This is a genomic window from Curtobacterium sp. Arg-1 (assembly GCF_025643395.1).
Taxonomy (GTDB): Bacteria; Actinomycetota; Actinomycetes; order Actinomycetales; family Microbacteriaceae; genus Curtobacterium; species Curtobacterium poinsettiae.
This window is the reverse complement of sequence record NZ_CP095731.1, coordinates 2,518,857-2,539,938: the sequence shown is the minus strand read 5'-3', so window position 1 is coordinate 2,539,938 and position 21,082 is coordinate 2,518,857. Positions and strand designations below refer to the sequence as shown.

Annotated in this window: 20 protein-coding genes, 1 tRNA gene and 1 pseudogene; 13 read left to right on the top strand and 9 right to left on the bottom strand. The window is 71.2% G+C overall.

Features of this window, described 5'->3' with window-relative positions; translation table 11 throughout:
- Positions 1-8 precede the first annotated feature (8 nt).
- The 7 genes from MXD64_RS11980 to MXD64_RS11950 all read left to right on the top strand — a co-directional run bounded on the left by MXD64_RS11980 (position 9) and on the right by MXD64_RS11950 (position 6,170).
- Positions 9-314 (top strand): TadE family type IV pilus minor pilin, encoded by a 306-nt coding sequence (locus tag MXD64_RS11980; protein ID WP_161598126.1) that lies wholly within the window; start codon positions 9-11, stop codon positions 312-314.
- A gap of 1 nt (position 315) precedes the next feature.
- Positions 316-795, top strand: coding sequence for an Rv3654c family TadE-like protein (locus MXD64_RS11975; RefSeq protein WP_263136502.1), 480 nt, complete (start codon positions 316-318; stop codon positions 793-795).
- Positions 771-3,593, top strand: a complete 2,823-nt coding sequence (gene topA, locus MXD64_RS11970) for a type I DNA topoisomerase (RefSeq protein WP_159556698.1) — start codon at positions 771-773, stop codon at positions 3,591-3,593. The genes MXD64_RS11975 and topA overlap by 25 nt, the downstream gene beginning before the upstream one ends.
- Positions 3,590-4,225 carry a dTMP kinase gene (tmk, locus tag MXD64_RS11965; protein ID WP_042538862.1) on the top strand — a complete coding sequence of 212 codons (636 nt, stop codon included), beginning with the start codon at positions 3,590-3,592 and terminating at the stop codon, positions 4,223-4,225. Before topA ends, tmk begins: the two co-directional genes overlap by 4 nt.
- Before the next feature lie 25 nt (positions 4,226-4,250).
- Positions 4,251-5,393: a DNA polymerase III subunit delta' gene (locus tag MXD64_RS11960; protein WP_017888709.1), complete on the top strand. Its 1,143-nt coding sequence runs from the start codon at positions 4,251-4,253 to the stop codon at positions 5,391-5,393.
- Positions 5,394-5,417: 24 nt separating this feature from the next.
- On the top strand, positions 5,418-6,053 hold the full coding sequence (locus MXD64_RS11955) for a TetR/AcrR family transcriptional regulator (protein WP_263136501.1): 636 nt from the start codon (positions 5,418-5,420) through the stop codon (positions 6,051-6,053).
- 44 nt (positions 6,054-6,097) lie between these two features.
- Positions 6,098-6,170: transfer RNA gene (locus tag MXD64_RS11950), tRNA-Thr, on the top strand.
- A 156-nt stretch (positions 6,171-6,326) separates the two neighbouring features.
- Here the strand turns inward: MXD64_RS11950 and MXD64_RS11945 are convergent.
- A complete protein-coding gene (locus MXD64_RS11945) occupies positions 6,327-6,557 on the bottom strand; it encodes a hypothetical protein (RefSeq protein ID WP_263136500.1) in 231 nt (76 codons plus the stop codon).
- A gap of 45 nt (positions 6,558-6,602) precedes the next feature.
- On the opposite strand from MXD64_RS11945, the gene MXD64_RS11940 reads away from it, so the two are divergent.
- From MXD64_RS11940 to MXD64_RS11915, 6 genes are all read left to right on the top strand, one after another.
- The gene (locus MXD64_RS11940; protein WP_263136499.1) at positions 6,603-7,148 is read left to right on the top strand and encodes a glycoside hydrolase family 16 protein; all 546 of its coding nucleotides are present in this window, start codon (positions 6,603-6,605) and stop codon (positions 7,146-7,148) included.
- Positions 7,149-7,216: 68 nt separating this feature from the next.
- Positions 7,217-7,777 (top strand): BLUF domain-containing protein, encoded by a 561-nt coding sequence (locus MXD64_RS11935; RefSeq protein WP_140448915.1) that lies wholly within the window; start codon positions 7,217-7,219, stop codon positions 7,775-7,777.
- A 113-nt stretch (positions 7,778-7,890) separates the two neighbouring features.
- Entirely contained in the window at positions 7,891-8,886 is a 996-nt protein-coding gene (locus tag MXD64_RS11930; protein WP_263136498.1) for a Gfo/Idh/MocA family protein, read from the top strand.
- Positions 8,887-8,959: 73 nt separating this feature from the next.
- On the top strand, positions 8,960-10,471 hold the full coding sequence (gene dacB, locus MXD64_RS11925) for a D-alanyl-D-alanine carboxypeptidase/D-alanyl-D-alanine endopeptidase (RefSeq protein WP_263136497.1): 1,512 nt from the start codon (positions 8,960-8,962) through the stop codon (positions 10,469-10,471).
- A 23-nt stretch (positions 10,472-10,494) separates the two neighbouring features.
- A complete protein-coding gene (locus MXD64_RS11920) occupies positions 10,495-11,115 on the top strand; it encodes an isochorismatase family protein (RefSeq protein WP_263136496.1) in 621 nt (206 codons plus the stop codon).
- A 56-nt stretch (positions 11,116-11,171) separates the two neighbouring features.
- Positions 11,172-12,650, top strand: a complete 1,479-nt coding sequence (locus MXD64_RS11915) for an NAD-dependent succinate-semialdehyde dehydrogenase (protein ID WP_263137448.1) — start codon at positions 11,172-11,174, stop codon at positions 12,648-12,650.
- Positions 12,651-12,702: 52 nt separating this feature from the next.
- Here MXD64_RS11915 and MXD64_RS11910 read toward each other — a convergent pair whose 3' ends face one another.
- From MXD64_RS11910 to MXD64_RS11875, 8 genes and pseudogenes are all read right to left on the bottom strand, one after another.
- On the bottom strand, positions 12,703-14,556 hold the full coding sequence (locus MXD64_RS11910; protein ID WP_263136495.1) for an ABC transporter ATP-binding protein: 1,854 nt from the start codon (positions 14,554-14,556) through the stop codon (positions 12,703-12,705).
- A gap of 7 nt (positions 14,557-14,563) precedes the next feature.
- Positions 14,564-14,779, bottom strand: coding sequence for a helix-turn-helix domain-containing protein (locus MXD64_RS11905; RefSeq protein WP_017888718.1), 216 nt, complete (start codon positions 14,777-14,779; stop codon positions 14,564-14,566).
- A 322-nt stretch (positions 14,780-15,101) separates the two neighbouring features.
- The gene (locus MXD64_RS11900) at positions 15,102-16,481 is read right to left on the bottom strand and encodes an MFS transporter (RefSeq protein WP_017888719.1); all 1,380 of its coding nucleotides are present in this window, start codon (positions 16,479-16,481) and stop codon (positions 15,102-15,104) included.
- 218 nt (positions 16,482-16,699) lie between these two features.
- Positions 16,700-17,329: pseudogene (gene ribA / locus MXD64_RS11895) on the bottom strand (GTP cyclohydrolase II); the annotation flags it as partial.
- Positions 17,330-17,358: 29 nt separating this feature from the next.
- Positions 17,359-18,438, bottom strand: coding sequence for a bifunctional diaminohydroxyphosphoribosylaminopyrimidine deaminase/5-amino-6-(5-phosphoribosylamino)uracil reductase RibD (ribD, locus tag MXD64_RS11890; RefSeq protein WP_081612386.1), 1,080 nt, complete (start codon positions 18,436-18,438; stop codon positions 17,359-17,361).
- A gap of 91 nt (positions 18,439-18,529) precedes the next feature.
- On the bottom strand, positions 18,530-19,084 hold the full coding sequence (locus tag MXD64_RS11885; RefSeq protein ID WP_052481769.1) for a GNAT family N-acetyltransferase: 555 nt from the start codon (positions 19,082-19,084) through the stop codon (positions 18,530-18,532).
- 2 nt (positions 19,085-19,086) lie between these two features.
- Positions 19,087-20,097, bottom strand: coding sequence for a tryptophan--tRNA ligase (gene trpS, locus MXD64_RS11880; protein ID WP_071251841.1), 1,011 nt, complete (start codon positions 20,095-20,097; stop codon positions 19,087-19,089).
- A gap of 41 nt (positions 20,098-20,138) precedes the next feature.
- Entirely contained in the window at positions 20,139-20,981 is an 843-nt protein-coding gene (locus MXD64_RS11875; protein WP_017888724.1) for an exodeoxyribonuclease III, read from the bottom strand.
- Positions 20,982-21,082: the final 101 nt, after the last annotated feature.

Genomic DNA, 21,082 nt, shown 5'->3' with positions numbered 1-21,082 from the left:
GTGGCTCGGTGACGGTCGAGTTCGCGGTCGCGCTGCCCGTGGTGGCCCTCGTGCTGACCGCGCTCGTCGCGGCGGTGCTCGTCGTCGATGCGCAGGGTCGGCTGCAACTCGCCGCCGCCACCGCAGCGCGGGCGATCGGTCGCGACGACGACTCCCAGGGGCGGTCCGCGGCCGAACGGATCGCCCCGGGGGCCTCGATCGTCGTCCGGGCCGACGGCGACCTGGTGTGCGTCGACGCCACGCGCGGCGGGACCGGTCCCTTCGCGGCGCTCCCGCTGACCGCGACGGGGTGCGCCGTGGCCCGAGGGGGCTGACGTGGTGCGTCCCGACGGTCAACGGGGCTCGGCGACCGTGCTGCTCGTGGCGGTCCTCGGCGTGGGGGTCCTCGTCGGGTCGACGGCGCTCGCCGCAGCCGGCCACCGCACGCAGGCCCTCCGCGCACAGGGTGCCGCCGACGCCGCGGCCGTCGGGACCGCTGCGGCCGCCTCCGGGCTGGTCCCGGGGGAGCCGTGCGCGGTCGCCACCCGGATCGCGACGGCGAACGGGGCCACCCTCGACACCTGCGAACTCCTCGCGACCACGGCCCGGGTCCGCGTGGTCGTGGGCACCGGTCCGTTCGTCACCGGCGCGCTCGCGGTGGCCGGTCCGGCAGGCAACCCGCCCGAACACTATGTGTATGGTGTGCCTGTCGGCCCGCGGTCACCGATGTCCCGGTCGACCCGGACACGCTCGTGGACAGGGCCGATCAGCACCATCGATCAAGGAGACACGTGCCAGGCACGAAGAAGCTCGTGATCGTCGAGAGCCCTGCGAAGGCGAAGACGATCGCGCAATACCTCGGTGACGGATACGAAGTCCAGGCCTCTGTCGGACACATCCGCGACCTCGTCGAGCCGAAGAACCTGCCGCCCGAGCTCAAGAAGGGCTCCCTCGGCAAGTTCTCGGTGGACGTCGACAACGGCTTCGAGCCGTACTACGTCGTGTCCGACGCCAAGAAGAAGACCGTCTCCGAGCTGAAGCGCGCCCTGAAGGACGCCGACGAGCTCTACCTCGCAACAGATGAAGACCGCGAGGGCGAAGCCATCGCATGGCACCTGCTGCAGGTCCTGAAGCCGAAGGTCCCCGTCAAGCGGATGGTCTTCCACGAGATCACGAAGGAGGCGATCCAGCGCGCGCAGGAAGCCACCCGTGAGCTCGACACCGCCCTCGTCGACGCACAGGAGACCCGCCGCATCCTCGACCGTCTCTACGGGTACGAGGTCTCGCCGGTCCTGTGGCGCAAGGTCGCCCCCGGACTGTCGGCCGGCCGTGTGCAGTCCGCCGCCACCCGTCTCGTGGTCGACCGTGAGCGCGAGCGCCTGGCGTTCGTGTCCGCCAACTACTGGGACCTGTCCGCCCGGTTCGAGAAGGCCGGAGAGTCCTCCTTCTCCGCGCGACTCGCCCGGATCCACGGCACCCGCGTCGCCTCCGGCCGTGACTTCGACGACCGCGGCGCGCTCAGCGGCGACGTCGTCCGCCTCGACGAGGCCGCTGCCGCGTCGCTGACGACCGTCCTCGAGCGCGCCGGTGACGCCACCGTCCGCAGCGTCGACTCGAAGCCCTACACGCGACGCCCGGCCGCTCCGTTCACCACGTCGACGCTCCAGCAGGAAGCCGCGCGCAAGCTCCGTCTGTCGCCGCGACAGACCGCCCGTGCCGCGCAGACGCTGTACGAGAACGGGTACATCACCTACATCCGTACCGACTCGGTCTCGCTCTCGAAGCAGGCGATCGACGCGGCCCGCAAGCAGGCGGCCGACCTGTACGGCTCGGCCACCGTCCCCGACAAGCCCCGCCTGTACGCGAGCAAGAGCAAGAACGCGCAAGAGGCGCACGAGGCGATCCGTCCAGCCGGCGACTCCTTCCGCACCCCGCAGGACCTCCAGGGCACCCTGACCGGTGTCGAGTGGCGTCTCTACGACCTCATCTGGAAGCGCACCATCGCGTCGCAGATGGCCGACGCCAAGGGTTCGACCGCGTCGATCGTGCTCGGCATCGCCTCCACCGAGTCGGTGGAGGGCATCGCGTCGACCGCGAACGGCACCGACGCCGAGTTCACCGCCTCCGGCACCGTCATCACCTTCCGCGGCTTCCTCAGCGCGTACGAAGAAGGCCGCGACGAGGACCGGCACGAGTCCAGCGATCGCGCCGGCCAGGACGTCGCCCTGCCGAACGTGGCCAAGGGCGAGCACCTCGCGGTCACCGACGTCGAGGCGAAGGGGCACGACACCACCCCGCCGCCGCGCTTCACCGAGGCGAGCCTGATCAAGACGCTGGAAGAGCTGGGGATCGGACGCCCGTCGACCTACCCCACGATCAGCCCGACGATCATCGACCGCGGCTACGTCTCGCTCCGCGGCACGCAGCTCGTGCCGAACTGGATCGCCTTCAGCGTGGTGCGCCTGCTCGAGGAGTACTTCGGCGAGCTCGTGGAGTACGACTTCACCGCCGAGATGGAAGAAGACCTCGACCGCATCGCCCGCGGCGACGCCGACCGGGTGGACTGGCTCAAGGGCTTCTACTTCGGTGGCGGCGACGACGACCAGCGCGGCCTGCGGACGGTCATCGACAACCTCGGTGAGATCGACGCCCGCGAGATCAACTCGGTCGAGCTCGCTCCGGGCCTCACGCTCCGGATCGGTCGGTACGGTCCCTACATCGAGGTGCCGAGCGACGACCCCGAGAAGCCCCGGCGCGTCAACGTCCCCGAGGACCTCGCCCCCGACGAACTGACCGTCGCGAAGGCGAAGGAACTCGTCGACGCTCCGGTGATCGGCGACCGCGTCGTCGGGATCAACCCGGAGACCGGCAAGGAAGTCCTGGCGAAGGACGGCCGCTTCGGTCCGTACGTCACCGAGCGCACCCCGGAGCCCGAGCCCACCGTGGACCCGAAGACCGGCGAGGTCGTCGAGTCGCCTGCACCGGCAGAGGCCCCGGCGGACGAGGCGGCTGCTGCGACCGCGACGAGCGAGACGGCGACAGCGACGGCGAAGAAGGCCCCCGCGAAGAAGGCCCCCGCGAAGAAGACGACGAAGAAGGCCGCGGCTCCGAAGGAACGCACCGCTTCGCTCTTCAAGTCGATGGACCCGCAGACGGTCGACCTCGAGACCGCGCTGAAGCTCCTCGACCTGCCCCGCGTCGTCGGTCAGGACCCGGAGACCGGCAACGACATCACGGCGCAGAACGGCCGGTACGGTCCGTACCTGAAGAAGGGGACCGACACCCGGACCCTGCCCGGCGAGGACGCGATCTTCGACATCGACCTGCCCGGCGCACTCGAGCTGTTCGCACAGCCGAAGTACGGCGGCCGCACCGCCAGTGCCGCGCTCAAGGAGTTCGACGCCGACCCGGTGTCCGGCAAGGCGATCAAGATGAAGGACGGCCGGTTCGGTCCGTACGTCACCGACGGCGAGACGAACGCGACCATCCCGAAGGGCGAGGACGTCGAGGCCGTCGACCACGCCCGCGCCGTCCAGCTCATCGCGGACAAGCGCGCCAAGGGGCCCGTCAAGAAGAAGACCCCGGCTCGTCGGACGGCGGCCAAGAAGAAGTGACCGGTCGCTTCATCACGCTCGAGGGCGGCGACGGCGCGGGCAAGACGACCCAGGCGGAGCTGCTCTCGGCGTGGCTCGGTGCGCACGGCCGGACGGTGGTGCGCACCCGCGAGCCCGGTGGCACCGACCTCGGCGTCCGGATCCGCCAGATGGTCCTGCACGAGCGGGGCCACATCGCGCCCCGGGCCGAGGCGCTGCTGTACGCGGCTGATCGCGCCCAGCACGTCGAGACCGTCGTCCGTCCGGCGATCGCACGCGGTGACGTCGTGCTGCAGGACCGCTACATCGACTCGTCCGTCGCCTACCAGGGTGTCGCGCGGGGGCTCGGCGCCGAGCAGGTCCGCTCGGTGTCGGAATGGGCCGCCGACGGCCTGGCACCGGACCTCACGATCCTGCTCGACCTCGACGTCACGCTCGGGCGTGCCCGGGTGGCCGCGGCACGGGGGGACACCTTCGACCGCCTCGAGTCCGAGGCCGCGGCGTTCCACGAGTCCGTCCGGCAGGCGTTCCTCGCCATGGCGGCCGCGGAGCCCGCACGCTTCCTCGTGGTCGACGCCGCAGCTCCGACCGATGCCGTGCAGGACGCAGTCCGTCGCGCGGTCGCCCCGCTCGTCGGGATCGACGCAGCGTGACGGTGGTCACTGACAGGATGGTCCCGTGAGCGTGTGGGACGGCCTGACCGGGCAGGAAGAAGCGGTCGCATCGCTGCGCAATGCGGCCGAGTCGACCGACGGTACCGGCGGCATGACCCACTCGTGGCTCATCACCGGCCCGCCCGGGTCCGGTCGGTCGAACGTGGCGACCGCCTTCGCGGCTGCGCTCGTGGGCAACGGCCCCGACGACGACCACACCCTGCGGCAGATCACCGCGAAGACCCACCCCGACGTCTCGGTGCTCACGACCCAGCGCGTGATCATCACGATCGACGAGATCCGGCAGCTCGTCACCTCGTCGTACTACTCGCCGTCGGTCGGGCGCTACCGCGTCGTCATCATCGAGGACGCCGACCGCATGACCGAGCGGACCTCGAACCTGCTGCTCAAGGCGCTCGAGGAACCACCGGAGCGCACGGTGTGGATCCTCTGCGCGCCCAGTGAAGCCGACTTGCTGCCGACGATCCGGTCGCGCGTCCGTTCGGTCCGCCTGCGTGTGCCCGGCATCGAGTCCGTCGCCGACCTGCTCGTGGCCCGGACCGGTGTCGACCGTGCTCTCGCGATGGACGCCGCTCGTCAGGCGCAGAGCCACATCGGCATGGCGCAGCGCCTGGCCACGAGCGAGCCGGCCCGTGATCGTCGACGCCGGACCCTGACCACCGTGCTCGGTGTGCGGAGCGTCGGTGACGCCGTCATGGCTGCCGCCGAGCTCCTCGCCGTCGCCGACGAAGACGCCAAGTCCATCACCGAGCAGCGCGACTCGGAAGAACGCGATGCGGCCCTGCGCTCGCTCGGTGTCGAGCCGGGCGGGACGATCCCGCCGGCACTCCGGTCGCAGCTCCGTGCGCTCGAGGACGACCAGAAACGCCGAGCGACCCGGAGCCTGCGCGACGGGCTCGACCGGATCCTGGTGGACGTCTCGTCCCTGTACCGCGACCTGCTCCTGATGGGGCTCGGTGCTCCGGCGGAACCGGTCAACCTGGCCATGCGTGAGCAGCTCGAGCACGCACTGCCGACGACCCCGCCCGCCGCCGCGCTCCAGGTGCTGGACGCCGTGGCCCTGGCGCGTCAGCGCATCGCTGCGAACGTCGCGGCACTGCTGGCCCTCGAAGCGCTGCTCGTCACGATCGCACGCGCCCGCCGCTGAGGCCGGGCATGCGAGAATCACGGCATGCCCGACGCTGAACCCGGCCTGCGCGAACGGAAGCGCCGCGCCACCCGGCGCGCCATCCAGCAGGCTGCGCTCCGGATCGCCATCGAGGACGGCCTCGGCGCGGTGACGGTGGACGAGATATCCCGCCGTGCTGACGTCTCGCCCCGGACGTTCTTCAACTACTTCCCGAGCAAGGAACAGGCGATCCTCGGCGACGACCCGCAGCTGCCGGACGACCAGGCGTTGCAGACGTTCGTCGCCGGGGGGCCGAACGGTGAACTGCTCGCTGACATCGGCACCCTGCTCGTGCACTCCACGCGCGAACTGATCGAGGAACGTGGCCTCATCGAGGAGCGGCAGCAGGTCCTCCGCGCCAACCCGGAGCTGTTCAGCCGGCGCATGGCGTCGATGAAGGAGTTCCAGGCGGAACTGCAGGATGCCGTCGCACGTCGTCTCGAGCGCGCCGACCCCGAGCTCGCCGCGGACGCCGATGCGCTCCGTCGCCGCGCCGGTCTCGCGGCCATCGTCGCCCTCGCCGCCCTGCGCCACGCGTGGTGGGAGTGGTCGGGTTCCGAGGCCGGAACCCACCTGGTCGACGAACTCGAACGGTCCTTCTCCGAGCTCGGCGTGCTGGTTTCGCGTTCACTCGTCTGAACCTGTATAGTCATTGCTCGTGCCACTCCGGACATGGAGTGTGCGCCGCCTTAGCTCAGTCGGTAGAGCGATTCACTCGTAATGAATAGGTCGTCGGTTCGATTCCGACAGGCGGCTCCGTGAACACCCCGGTCAGACCTGCTCGAAGTGGCTCTGACCGGGGTTTTCGTATTCCGGACGAAATCCGTGTCCCTCACCCGAGGGACAGACCCCTGGCGTTCGCGCGGACTAGCCTTGTCCGCGATACGGGGGACACCATGACCGAGCGCCAGCTCATCGCACCGACGGCAGTGACGCCGTGTTGAAGCGTGTGCTGGTCGTCGTCCTGGTCGCCGCCACCGCCGGAGCGCTCGCGATGACCGCAGCGGCCGTGCCCGAGTCGCGGGCGACATCTGCGTCGACCGCGTCGCCGGGTGCCCCATCGTCCGCGACGCCGACGGGGTCCTCGACCGGGCCGGCGTACCTGGCCGACCGTGAGCCGACCTTCTCGGAAGACTTCGACACCCCCGCTGCGGCCGGTGGTCCCTTCGCCGAGACGTACCGGAACTCGTGGCAGCCATACCCCGACGGCGCCGGCGGCAGTACTACTCGGACGAGCTCATCAGCGCGCACGACGGCTACCTGGACGTCGCGTTGGACGGTGAGCGGGGCGCCGCCGGCACCTTCGGCACCCCCACCGGCGCCTGGTCGCACGTCGGCGGCACCTTCAGCATCCGTGCGCGGGCGACCGGGGGCGACGGCAACGGGATCGCGGTGATGCTCTGGCCGACGTCCAACGCCTGGGCGGACGGCGAGCTGAACTACCCGGAGGGCCAGTTCGACGGCTCCCCGCGGGTCTTCCACCACTCGATGCTCCAGGGACTCGAACGCCGCACCGAGCACTACAACACCCGGGTGTCCTGGAACGACTGGCACACCTACACGACGGAGTGGGTGCCGGGGAAGATCATCCGGTACTACCTCGACGGCAAGCTCGTGTTCACGGTGCCGCGGAACGTGCCCACCACCCCGCACCGCTACATGTTCCAGATCGGCAACTGGGGCGCCCCGGGGCACGTCCAGATCGACTGGGTCCGCACTTACGACGCGGAGTGACCAAACCCCCCGGACGGGGGCTCCGAATCAGTCCGGTCGTACGACCCGACACCCGTGTGCTCGCGTCGATGACCCGAACCTCGACGCGGGTGCGCGGGTGGGGCCGTTCCCCGTTCTGGGGCTGCCCGTCGTCGTCGGGGCGGTCCACGATGAGTGGGAACCCGTTCCGTCGTCACCGAGAGGTCGTCATGCTGCTGTCCCTGGTCTACATGAGCGCGGCGAACCAGGTGTTCGACCAGGAGCTGCTCGACGCGTTGCTCGAGCACGCGCGGGAGCACAACACCGCGTCCGACCTGTCCGGCCTGCTCGTCTACAAGGACGGCCGGTTCATGCAGCTGCTCGAGGGTCCCGAAGCGGCCGTGCTCGAGACCTACCGGCGGATCACCGACGACCCGCGGCACACCGAGATCGGCCTGCTGGTCGAGGAGCGCATCCACACCCGGCGCTTCGGCGAGTGGAAGATGGCGTTCCACCGCGAGGTCGATGGCGACCTGCCCGACGGCTTCGACGCGTTCCTCGCCCAGGGCGACGCGAGTGCGGACACCAGCCGCGCGCGCGAGCTCCTGCGCTGGTTCCGGAACCACCCGCTGGCCGCTCCCGACGCCGCGCTCGGCAAACACCGCCGCTGACGCACGGCACCGGCCGCACCGCGCAGCAGCCCAGCACCGCGCAGCACCGGCAGCCCCGCGCAGCAGCCCAGCACCGCGAGGCGCCACCGCCGCGGCGCTGGTAGACAGGACCCATGACGGTTCGCTGGGGAGTCATCGGTACAGGCGGCATCGCACGCTCCTTCGTGGGTGACTGCACCGCGGCAGGCGTCGTGTTCACGGCTGTGGGCAGTCGCACCGGCGCGCACGCCGAGGCCTTCGCCGCCGAGTTCGGCGTCGAGCGGGCGCACGGGTCGTACGAGGACCTCGTCGCGGACGACCAGGTCGACGCGGTCTACGTCGCGACCCCGCACGTCCGGCACGCCGAGGACGCCCTGCTCGCGATCCGCGCGGGCAAGCACGTCCTGGTCGAGAAGGCCTTCACGATGACCGCGGCCGAGGCCCGGACGGTCGTCGACGCCGCGAGGCAGGCGGGTGTCGCGGTGATGGAGGCGATGTGGACGCGGTTCCTGCCCCAGATGGCGATGATCCGCGAGGTCGTCGCCGAGGGCCGCATCGGCCGCCCGATGGTCGTCGAGGCGACCCACCACCAGGCCCTGCCGACGGACCCCGACCACCGGCTGCGCGACCCGGCACTCGGTGGGGGAGCGATGCTCGACCTCGGGATCTACCCGGTGTCCTTCGCGGTGGACGTGCTCGGGGTGCCGACAGCGCTGGTCGCGGCGGGCACGCTGAGCGAGCAGGGCGTCGACGAGCAGATGGGCCTGGTGATGACACACGAGGGCGGCGCACAGTCGATGATCCACTTCGGCATGGACCTGCGCAGCCCGAACACGGCGTCGGTCATCGGTGAGTCCGGCCGCATCGACATCGACTCCACCTGGTACACGCCGACCACCTGGCGGATCCGCGATCGTGACGGCGTCGTGGTCGAGGAGTTCGACGGTCGCGAGGAGCTCGCCGGCTACGCGCACGAGGCGCGCGCCTTCGAGTCGATGATCACGTCCGGCCGCCACGACGGCGGCCCGATGGACCCGGCCGAGACGGTCGCGATCATGGCCGTGCTGGACGAGGCACGTCGCCAGGTCGGGGTCCACTACCCGGCCGACGGTCCCGCCACGGCGCCCTGATCCGGCTCCCGTCCGCCACGGATCCCGCATCCGGCCTGGAGGCTCCTGCCGCAGTTCCGTAGGATCGGTCGAGATGTCCGAGCAGCAGCCCACCCCGCCTTCCGTCCCGGAGCGGTTCCGCGCCGCCGTCGCCGCGGTGCGTGCCTCCGCGGCGCGACGCCCGGTGCCCTGGATCGCGGGTGGGCTCGCGGCGCTCCTGGTGGTCGGCTCCGGTGGGGCCGTCGCCGTCGCGGCGGCCACGACCTCGGACTCCCGGTCGGCCGCCGCGCCGAGCCCGACCCGGAGCGGGTCCTCGGCGCCGGACTCGACGACCACCACGAAGCGCCCGGCGACGAAGCCGTCCCCGACCCCGACCGCGGCCGCCCGTGCGGTGCCGAAGGACCTGGCCGGCCCGTCCGCACTCCGGACCTGTTCGATCGCCACCGCCGCGTCGGCGAGCGGCCTCGGTGACTTCGAGGGGTACGTGATGGACGCGAAGACGGGCAAGGTCCTGTTCTCGAAGAACGGGGAGCGGGCTGCCCAGACCGGCAGCGTCATGAAGACCCTCACCTCGGCGACCGCGCTCTCGGTGCTCGGGGGCGACCACCGCATCCCGACGACCGTCGCACGGGAGTCCGCGAACACCGTCGCCCTGGTCGGCCACGGGGACGCCACCCTGTCCGCCGGTGGTGGCACCGTCTACCCGGGCGCCCCGACCCTCGCGCAGCTCGCGCAGCAGGTGAAGGCCAAGGTCGGCGACACCCCGATCACCACCATCGTCACCGACGACTCCTACTGGAGCGACGCCGACGCCTGGGACCCCACGTGGCCGGTGTCCGAGCGCACCATCGGGTACCAGCCGGAGGTCACCGCGCTGATGGTCGACGGTGACCGGGCGAACCCCGCCGCGGCGACCTCGCCCCGGTCGGAGGACCCCGTCGGTCGTGCCGGCGCCGCGTTCCGGACAGCACTGGCCAACGCGGGCGTCGCGGGCGCAGGTTCCGCGCAGATCGTCAAGCGTGCGACCACAGGTACCGAGACGATCGCGACGGTGAACTCGCAGCCGGTGTCGACGCTCATCGGGCAGATGATCCCGAACTCGGACAACACCCTGGCCGAGATGCTCGCCCGGATCTCGTCGAAGGAGTCGGGGTCGAACGGCTCGGCGGCCTCACTGACATCGGTGTACCAGTCGGCGCTCCGCTCGTACGGCCTCGACCCGGCCGGCATCACGATCAAGGACGGCTCGGGCGAGAGCGCCTCGAACGCCGTGTCGCCGGAGTTCGTCGCGCACCTCATGGTGCAGGTCGCCTCGGGCGCGAAGGGCCTCGGGACGCTCGCGAACGCCCTGCCGGTGTCCGGGCAGTCCGGCACCCTCGCCAGCCGGTTCACCGGGGCGAACGCCGTCGCGCGCGGCAAGGTGCACGCGAAGACCGGCTGGATCGACAGCGCGAACACCCTCGGCGGCTACATCGACGCTGCTGACGGCTCCCGGTTGACCTTCGCCTTCTACGCCATCGGTTCACCACGCGCGGCCGCCCTGCCGGCACTGGACGCGGTGACGGCCGCCACCTACTCGTGCGGGAGCAAGCTCACCGGCTCCTGAGCCGACGGGTGTTGGATGGATCCATGGCAAGAGCACTGCTCGTCGTGGACGTCCAGAACGACTTCACCGAGGGCGGTGCGCTCGCGGTCACCGGGGGAACGGCGCTCGCGGAGCGCATCACGGCGTTCCTCGGTCGGCACGGGGACGAGTACGACCTGATCGTGGCGTCCCGCGACTGGCACCACGGCGACGACGACAACGGTGGGCACTTCGCCGGACCCGAGGGACCCGACTTCGTGGACACCTGGCCGGTGCACTGCGTCGCGGGCTCGCCGGGCGCCGACTACCATCCCGATCTCGACACCGCCCTGATCGACGTCGAGGTCTTCAAGGGCCAGGGCACGCCGGACTACTCGGCGTTCCAGGCCCGGACCGAGGCGGGCGTCCCGCTCGCCGCAGTACTCGCCGAACGCCGCGTGCACACGGTCGACGTCGTCGGGATGGCGACCGACCACTGTGTCCGGGCATCGGCACTCGACGCCCGTGCCGCGGGCCTCGACGTCGCCGTGTACCAGGACCTGGTGGCCGGCGTCGACGCTGAGCGCAGTGCCCGGGCGCTGGACGAGATACGGGCGGCCGGCGGACACGTCGACCGCAGCGACATGGACGAGGGCCTCGCGAACCCAGGAGGAGCACGACTGTGACCGAAACCACCACGAACGACACCCCCACCACCGACGCCGCGGACGACGCGCGTCTCGTGACGACCGTCGCGGACGAGCACGTCCGCGTCCAGGGCGTCCCCACCGGCCTGTTCATCGGCGGCACCTGGCGTGCCTCGTCGAGCGGGTCCACCTTCGCCGTGCACGACCCGTCGACCGGCGCCGTGCTGGCCGAGGTCGCCGACGCCAGCGCCGAGGACGGCATCGCCGCGCTCGACGCCGCGGCCGCAGCGCAGGAGTCCTGGGCGGCAACGGCCCCGCGCACGCGTTCCGACATCCTCCGCCGGACCTTCGACCTGGTGCACGAGCACACCGACGACCTGGCGGCCCTCATGTCGCTCGAGATGGGCAAGCCCCTGGCCGAGGCCCGGGGTGAGGTCGTCTACGGCGGCGAGTTCCTGCGCTGGTTCTCGGAGGAGGCCGTCCGCATCACCGGCGACTACCGCACGAACCCCGAGGGCACCGGCCGGGCGATCGTGCTGAAGCGTCCGGTCGGCCCCGTCTACGCCATCACGCCGTGGAACTTCCCGCTCGCGATGGCGACCCGGAAGATCGGCCCGGCGCTGGCCGCCGGTTGCACCGTGGTCGCGAAGCCTGCCGACCTGACCCCGCTGACGACCCTGTTCCTGGTCGAGCTGTTCCGCCGCGCGGGGCTGCCGGACGGTGTGCTCAACGTGATCCCGTCGAGCGACGCCAAGGGACTGTCCGGACCGATCATCGCCGACCCGCGCCTGCGCAAGCTCACGTTCACGGGCTCGACCCCGGTCGGGTCGGCACTGCTCAAGCAGGCGGCCGACAACGTGCTCAAGACGAGCATGGAGCTCGGCGGCAACGCTCCGCTGCTCGTGTTCGACGACGCCGACCTCGACACGGCTGTGGACGCCGCGATGCTCGCGAAGTTCCGGAACACGGGCGAGGCCTGCACCGCTGCGAACCGGTTCTTCGTGCAGGACGGCATCGCCGACGCGTTCGTCGCAGCCCTCACCGCGAAGGTCGACGCACTGCGCGTCGGCCGGGGCACCGAGGACGGGACGACGCTCGGACCGCTCATCGACGACCGCGCCGTGGACAAGGCCGCCGGGCTCGTCGACGACGCCGTCGGCCGGGGTGCGCGGCTCGTCACCGGCGGACACCGGATCGACCGTCCGGGCACGTTCTACGAGGCGACGGTGATCGACGACGTGCAGCCCGGCTCGGAGATCATGACGACGGAGATATTCGGACCGGTCGCGTCGGTCACGCGCTTCAGCACCGAGGACGAGGGCATCCGGCTCGCGAACGACACCGAGTACGGCCTCGTCGCCTACGCCTTCACGACCGACTTCCGGCGTGGTCAGCGGCTCGCCGAGCGCCTGGAGACCGGCATGCTCGGCCTGAACACGGGCGTCGTGTCGAACGCGGCGTTCCCGTTCGGCGGCGTGAAGTCGTCGGGCCTCGGCCGTGAGGGGGCACACGAGGGCATCGAGGAGTACCTCGAGACCGTCTACGTGCTCACCCCGGACCCGTTCGCCGCCTGAGCCTGCGCGTGGTCCCACGGTGCGGCCGCGGTGGACGCGGCCGCACCGACGCTCACACCAGCAGCTGGTGCTTCGCCAGGTCGCGGTAGAGCGGGGTCGACTGCACGAGCTCGGAGTGCGTGCCGCTGCCCACGACGCGGCCGCGCTCGAGCACGACGATCACGTCGGAGTCGACCACGGTCGACAGCCGGTGGGCGATGACGAGGAGCGTGCGGTCCTCGGCGACGGCGTCGATCGCGAGCCGCATCTTCTGCTCGTTGACCCCGTCGAGGGACGACGTCGACTCGTCGAGCAGCAGGATCGGGGGAGCGGCGAGCAGCGCACGGGCGATGGCCAGGCGCTGCCGTTCCCCGCCGGAGAGCATCACGCCGTCCTCACCGACCTGCGCGTCGAGGCCGCGGGGATCGCGGTGCAGGACCTCGCCGAGGTTGACCGCCTCGAGCACGCGGACGCAGTCGTCCTCGGTGGCGTCGGGCGACCCGAGCAGCAGGTTGGCGCGGATCGTGCCGGCGAGCACGGGTGCGTCCTGCTCGACGTAGCCGATCTGGGCACGGAGCTCGTCGCGGTCCATCCCGCGCACGTCGATGCCGCCCAGGCGGATGACGCCGTCGGTGGGGTCGTAGAACCGCTCGATCAGCGCCAGGGTCGTCGACTTGCCGGCACCGGACGGACCCACGAGTGCGACGCGCGACCCGCGCGGCACGCGGAACGACACGTCGTGGAGCACCACGTCGTCGACCGGTCGCTCGTCGTCGACGCGATCCGGGCCTCCTGGGTGATCCGCGGGGTCGGACGCGACCGCGCCGTCGGCACCCGAGGCGTCCGCCTGGCGGCGGTACCGGAACGACACGTGCTCGAACGCGATGGCGTCGTCCGTCGCGACCGCCGCAGCCGGCCGGACGGACGCGTCGTCCTGGGACTCGGTCGGCAGGTGCAGGATCTCTTCGATGCGGCCGAGGGCGCCGAGCGCCTGGGCGACGGCGACGACCGCGCCCATCGCCTGGCCGAGCGGCATGATCATCATGAAGAGCAGCAGGATGAACGTGATGAGCGTCGCGATGGTGATGGTACCGGCCGCGACCTGCGCGCCGCCGACGCCCAGGACGGCGATGAACGCGACCTGCATGACGATGCTCGCGACGGGGACGACGAAGGCGGACATCTTGGCGATGTCGAGCCCCCGCTTGTACGCCTCGGTCGCGTGGCCGTCGACCTCGTGCACCTCGCGCTCGGTCGCGCCCGCTGCACGGATGGTGCGGACCGCGCCGATCCCGCGTTCGACCGCGGCGGTGAGGTCACCGACCTTCTCCTGCGCGCGCTTCGACGCGACCCGGATGCGACGGCTCAGTCCGCCGACGACGACGATCGCGACCAGGACGATGACCACGACGATCACGAGCAACAGCGGGTCGATGACGGCCATCGCGATGACGGCGCCGACGAACGTCAGCGCGCCGCCGATCGACTCGATGAGCCCCTGGGTCAGGACGGCGCGCAGGAGCGTGGTGTCGCTGCCGACACGGGACACCAGGTCGCCGGTGCGGCGGGTGTCGAACTCCGAGATGGGCAGGTTGAGGATGCGCGCGATGAGCTTGCGGCGGGTGGAGAGCACCACGCCCTCACCCGCGCGCTGCAGCAGGAAGTGCTGCACGCCGTTCAGCACGCCCGCGATCATGACGAGCCCGACCAGCAGCCACACGAGCGTGCTGAGGGTGTTGCCCTGCTGCACCGCCGTGATCACCTGGTTGACCAGCAGCGGCTGGGCGAGCGACGCCCCCGCGCCGAGGACGCTCAGCACGATGATGACCACCATCGCGGGCTTGTTCTCGAACAGGTAGGACAGCAGGCGACCGAACGTGGCGCGGGGGCCGTCGGAGGTCTTCGGGCGTGCGAAGGGGAAGCTCATCGTGCTCCTAGTTTCTGCCGTACTTCTTGTGCACTGCCTGTCGGCTGACACCGAGCAGCGTCGCGATCTCCTGCCACGATGCGCCGGCGGTGCGTGCACGGCGTGCGGCGAGTTCCTCGGCCCGGTCGAGCTCACGACGCAGCTCCCGCACGCTGGCGAGGGCGGAGAACGGGTCGTCCCCCGAGGCTCCGGCCGCGAGGCTCGTGATGGTCGGTCGGTCCATGCCTGTCAACGTACATTGACGCACCGACACTCGTCAACCTGGGTTGACGAGTGCCGGGTGAGGTGCGCAGACGCCGGCGTCTTCGTTCGACGCCGCCACGCGCGCGAGACGCCGCCGGATTCGGCGGCGTCTCGGCGGGCTTGCGGTGCCTTGCCGGTACGACGGCGTGTTGCGCAGGGCGGGGGCGCGAGGCACGCACGCGACGGACGGGAGGCCCGGTGCCAGCTGGCACCCCTCCCTCGCAGGCTCGGTCGGCGCGCCCCGCGCAACGCTTCGCGTCGCTGCTGAGCGGGGGCCTCCCCGTCCGTCAGGTGGTCGCCGATCAGGCGTCGGCGATGTCCTTCGACTTCGTCTCGCGCACGAAGAGCAGCGCGACCAGCGTCACGACCGCGGCGATCGTCAGGTACAGGCCGACGAAGAAGATGTCGCCGTCCGGCCGCCAGAGCGCCAGCGCGACCGTCGGCGCGAGCGACGCACCGAGGATCGACGCGACGTTGTAGGCGATGGCCGAGCCGGTGTACCGGACGTTCGTCGGGAACAGCTCGGGCAGCAGCGCACCCATCGGGCCGAAGGTCAGACCCATCAGGGAGAGCCCCACGATGAGGAACGTCACCACCGTGATCGGCCCGCTCGACGCCGCGAACCAGAACTGGAACGTCAGGCCGAACAGCGCGATGCCGATCGTGGTCGGGATGAGGGTCTTGCGGCGGCCGAACCGGTCGGCGAGCAGGCCCGCGATCGGCGTGAAGATCCCGAAGAACACGACGCCGATCATCAGCAGCGTCAGGAACTCACCGCGGGAGTACCCGAGACCGACCTTCGGCACGAGCGCGCTGTTCACGGTGCCGGTGGTGCCGTACTGCAGGGTGAACGTCGTCAGGAAGTAGAAGAGCACGTAGGTGGCGACCATGCCGAAGGTGCCGACGATGACGGCCTTCCACGAGGTGCGGAACACCCGGCCGAGCGGGACCTTCGCGACCGTGCCGGACTCCTGCACCCCGCGGAACACCGGCGACTCGACGAGCTTGAACCGCACGTACAGGCCGATGATGACGAGCACCGCGGACAGCAGGAACGGGATGCGCCAGCCCCACGCCTGGAAGTCGGCGTTCGGGGAGCCGTCGGCACCGGCGGGCATCGCCGCGTTGATGGCGATGAACAGGCCGTTCGCGAGCAGGAAGCCGATGGGTGCGCCGAGCTGTGGCATCGAGCCGAACACGCCGCGCTTGCCCTTCGGCGCGTTCTCGGTCGCGAGCAGCGCCGCACCGGACCACTCGCCGCCGAGGCCGACTCCCTGGGTGAAGCGCATCACGGCGAGCAGGACCGGAGCCCACACCCCGACGGTGTCGAACGTCGGCAGGCAGCCGATCAGGAACGTGGCCGTGCCCATCACGAGCAGCGACGCGACGAGGGTGGTCTTGCGGCCGATCCGGTCACCGAAGTGCCCGAAGATGATCGACCCGACCGGCCGGGCGAAGAACGCCAGGGCGAAGGTGACGAACGACGACAGCTGCGAGGCTGTCGGGTCCTCGTTGGGGAAGAACAGCGTGGGGAAGACGAGCACTGCGGCGGTCGCGTAGACGTAGAAGTCGTAGAACTCGATCGACGTGCCGACGAGGCTGGCGATGACGACGCGGGAGCGCGGGTTGCCGGCGGGGGCCGGAGCGGAGGTGGGCGTTGCGGGTGCCGGAGCGGCGGTCATGACAGGGCGGGGTCTTCCGTGCTGCGTGCTCCCGGGGAGAGCACGAGGGTCCGGACGGCGGACACCGATCGGTTCGCGCGGGGTGGCGCGGGCGCCGATCGGGTGCGTTCGGCTGAGGGGGACCGCTTGTGACGGAAGCCCGATCATACGACAGATGTCGTCTGGCTGCGAATCAGCCCAGAGTCAGCTGGTCGCGGCCGTCCGTTGCCCGTGCGCGCTCAGGCGCCGGCGCCGGCCCCGGCTTCGAGGTGCTCGGGCAGCTGGTGGCCCATCCGGTCGCGCTTGGTGTCGAGGTACCCGGCGTTCTGCGCCGAGATGCCGACGACGAGCGGCACGAGGGAGTCGACGGTGATGCCGTGCTCCTCGAGCTGGCGGCGCTTCTCGGGGTTGTTCGACAGCAGCCGGACGCGGGTGATGCCGAGGTCGGCGAGGATGCCCGCGGCACCGCCGTAGGCACGGGAGTCCGCAGGCAGCCCGAGCGCGAGGTTGGCGTCGAGCGTGTCGAGACCGTCTTCCTGCAGGCGGTAGGCCTTGAGCTTGTTGATGAGACCGATGCCGCGGCCCTCGTGCCCGCGCAGGTAGATCACCACGCCGCCCTCGGCCGCGATGGTGTCGAGCGCCGCGTCGAGCTGGGGGCCGCACTCGCACTTCAGCGAGCCGAAGGCCTCGCCGGTCAGGCACTCGGAGTGCACGCGGACGAGCGCGCCGTCGGCGGGCAGCGAGCCGTCGGGCAGGGCGCCGATGATGGCGACGTGCTCCGCGCTCGTGACGAGGTCGCGGTAGGCGCGCATCTGGAAGGTGCCGTGGGTGGTCGGCACGTTCGTGGACACCTCGAAGTGGACCGGGCTCCCCGGCGTGGGCGAGGTCAGCGCGTCGGTCATGTGGTGCTCCGGTCGTTCGTGGGCCCGTCGTTCCCGAGCCCGGATGTCGCGTCGTGCTGCCGCTGCAGCTGGTGGTCGTGGTGCTGTGTCCGCTGCGGCCGGGCTCGGACCAGCAGGTCGGGGCCGAGGCTGGTGGTCGATAGTACGTCCAACCGGCGACGGTCGGAGATGCTTCCCACGCCCAGGTCGCCGAGGGCCACTCGGGGACCGCCGAGCAGGACCGGGGCGATGTACACGAGGTACTCGTCCACGAGTCCGGCGGCGATCAGCGCCGAGGCGACCGTCGGACCCCCTTCGACGAACACCGAGTGCACGCCGTGCCCACGCAGGGCTCCGAGCGACGTGGCCAGGTCGTGTCCGGGCAGGGCGATGAGTCCGCGCGGGTGCCGGCGGACCGCGGCGTCGTCGGGCACCGGGCGGTCGCCGAGCACCACGGCGAGCGGCTGGTCGGCGAGCAGCTCGCCGGCGTCACCGCGGGCGGTCAGACTCGGGTCGTCCGCCAGGACGGTGCCGGTGCCGACGAGGATCGCGTCGTGGGCGGCACGCTGCTCGTGGACGTGCTGGCGGGCGGCGGCGCCGGTGATCCACTTGCTCGTGCCGTCGGCAGCGGCGGCACGCCCGTCGAGGCTGGACGCCCACTTCACGGTGACCCACGGGCGACCGAGCCGCACCGACAGGAGCCACCGTTCGAGGAACGCTTCGGCCTGGTCGGCCAGGACCCCGGAGACGACCTGGACCCCCGCTGCGCGCAGTCGGTCGGCGCCGCCGTGCACGTCGGCTCCGGGGTCGTCGATCGCGTACACGACCCGGGCGACTCCGGCGTCGAGCAGTGCCACGGCACAGGGGCCGGTGCGACCGACGTGGTTGCAGGGCTCGAGGGTGACGACCGCTGTCGCGCCGCGGAGCAGCGCCGGGTCGACCTTGGCCATCGCGTCGACCTCGGCGTGCGGGGTCCCGGCACCCTTGTGCCAGCCCTCGGCGAGGACCTCGCCGGTGGGGGACAGGATCACCGCGCCGACGCGTGCGTGGTCGCCGACAGCGGGTCCGAGGGCCGCGAGTTCGAGCCCGCGGCGCATCGCTCGGACCTCGGTGGGTCGTGCCGTGTCGCTCACGGGCCGAGCCTACCGGCGGCATTCGGGTGACGCGTCACCATGGTTGTGAGCGTGTTCAGACGACGGGCCACGGGAGGTCGGAGGCAGGTGCGCCGTCGGCGCGTCGGAGCGCCGTCCACGCCGCCGTGGGGCCCCCGTCCCGGTCCGGCACACGGGCTTCGCCGCGGCCCGTGTACGAGAACCCGGCCGCACGGGCGACAGCCGCCGACGCCGTGTTGCCCTCGTAGCACTCCCAGTAGACGTCCGGGGCGCCCTGCTCGAGCGCCCAGTCCACGACGAGCCGGACGGCGTCGTGCATGATCCCGGCGCCGCGCGCGGACGGCGCGAGCCAGAACCCGAGGTCGCGGCCGGCGGTGCGGTAGCTGATGATGCCCGCGAGCCACGTCGAGCCGGCGGGCCTGATCGCCCAGGTGTACTCACGGTCCGAGGCCCAGCCCGGGCCGACGAGCGCGTCGACGAAGGTGCGGGCGTCCTGTTCGCGGTACGGGTTCGGGACCGTGGTCCACCGGACGATCTCCGGGTCCTGGCAGGCTTCGGTGATCGCCGCGGTGTCGGCGCGGGTGGGCAGGTCGAGCCGGACGCGCGCCGACTCGAGCGTGACGGGCTGCACGCTCAGCCGCGCGACCGCGGGACGAACCCGATGCGGTCGTAGACGCGGGCCAGGGTGTCCTGCGCGATGGACTCGGCACGGTCGGCACCGACGGCGAGCAGGCGGTCGAGCTCGGCCGGGTCGTCGAGCAGTTCGAGCGTGCGGGCGCGGACCGGTTCGAGCTCGGCCACGACGGCGTCGGCGACCTCGCCCTTCAGGTCGCCGTAGCCCTTGCCGGCGAACGACTCCTCGAGCGCGGCGATCGACGTGCCGGTGAACGCCGACAGGATCGACAGCAGGTTCGTCACACCGGGCTTGGCCTGGCGGTCGGCCCGGATCTCGCGCTCGTCGTCGGTGACGGCCGACTTGATCTTCTTCGCGGTGCGCTTCGGGTCGTCGAGCAGGCGGATGAGGCCGTTCTCCGACGCTGCGGACTTGCTCATCTTGCTGGTCGGGTCCTGCAGGTCGTAGATGCGCGCGGTCTCGGTCAGGATCCGCGCCTCGGGCGTGACGAAGGTGTCGCCGAACCGCGAGTTGAAGCGTCCGGCCAGGTCGCGGGTCAGCTCGACGTGCTGTCGCTGGTCGTCACCGACCGGCACGACCTTGGTGTCGTACAGCAGGATGTCGGCGGCCATCAGGATCGGGTAGGTGAAGAGCCCGACCGACGCCGCCTCGGCGCCCTGGCGCGCCGACTTGTCCTTGAACTGGGTCATCCGGCTCGCCTCGCCGAAGCCGGTCAGGGTGTTCAGCACCCAGGCGAGCTCGGCGTGTGCGGGGACGTGGGACTGCACGAACAGCGTCGCCTTCGACGGGTCGATGCCCGACGCGATGTACTGCGCGGCCGTGGCCCGGGTGTTCGCACGGAGCTCGGCAGGGTCCTGCGGGGACGTGATCGCGTGCATGTCGACGACGCAGTAGATGGCGTCGTAGTCGTCGAGCAGAGTCCTCCACTGCATGAGTGCCCCGACGTAGTTGCCGAGGTGCAGCGAGCCGGCGGACGGCTGGATGCCCGAGAAGATGCGGGTCTTGGTCATGGTGGTGCTCCGGTGCGTCAGGTGAAGCGAGAGAAGAGAGGTCAGAGTTCGTAGTCGACGACCACGGGGGCGTGGTCGGACCATCGCTGGTCGTACGCCGCAGCGCGGTCGACCGTGTACTCCGTGACCTTCGCGGCCAGGTCGGGCGTCGCCATCTGGTAGTCGATGCGCCAGCCCGTGTCGTTGTCGAAGGCCTGACCGCGCCACGACCACCACGTGAACGGCCCGTCGACGTCACCGGCCTGGGCGCGCCCCACGTCGACCCACCCGAGGCCGGGACCCGTGGAGCCGTCGGCGCCCTCGACGGGCTCGCCGTCGGCACCGAAGAACCGCGAGAAGTAGGCACGCTCGCGCGGCAGGAAGCCGGCACGCTTGACGTTGCCCTTCCAGTTCTTGATGTCGCGCTGGTCGTGCCCGACGTTCAGGTCACCGACGACGACCGCGAGCGGGTTGTGCGCCCGGAGTGCGGGCAGCCGCTCGGTCATCGCGTCGAGGAACTTCCACTTCTCGTCCTGCTTGGGGGTGTCGACCTCGCCCGAGTGCACGTACGTCGAGACCACGGTCACGGTGGTGCCGCCGATCTCGTAGTCGGCTTCGAGCCACCGGCCGGCGGAGTCGAAGTCGTCCGGTCCGAGCGCGACGCGGTGGATCTGCGCCGAGTGTCGGGACGCGATGGCCACGCCGGCGCGACCCTTCGCGGTCGCCGGGTCGTGCACGATGTCCCACTCGTCGCCGAGCAGCGCCGTCAGGTCGTCGCTCGACGCGCGCACTTCCTGCAGGGCCAGCACGTCGACGTCACGGGTGGCGAGCCAGTCGCCCATGCCCTTGCGGAAGGCGGCGCGGACGCCGTTCACGTTGACGGATGCGAGGCGCAGGCGTGTCATGCAGAACACCTTATCGGCGGGTGCCGACAGCCCTGGACGCCCCCGACGGACGGACGGGAGGCACGGTGCCAGCTGGCACCGTGCCTCCCGTCCGTCTGGTG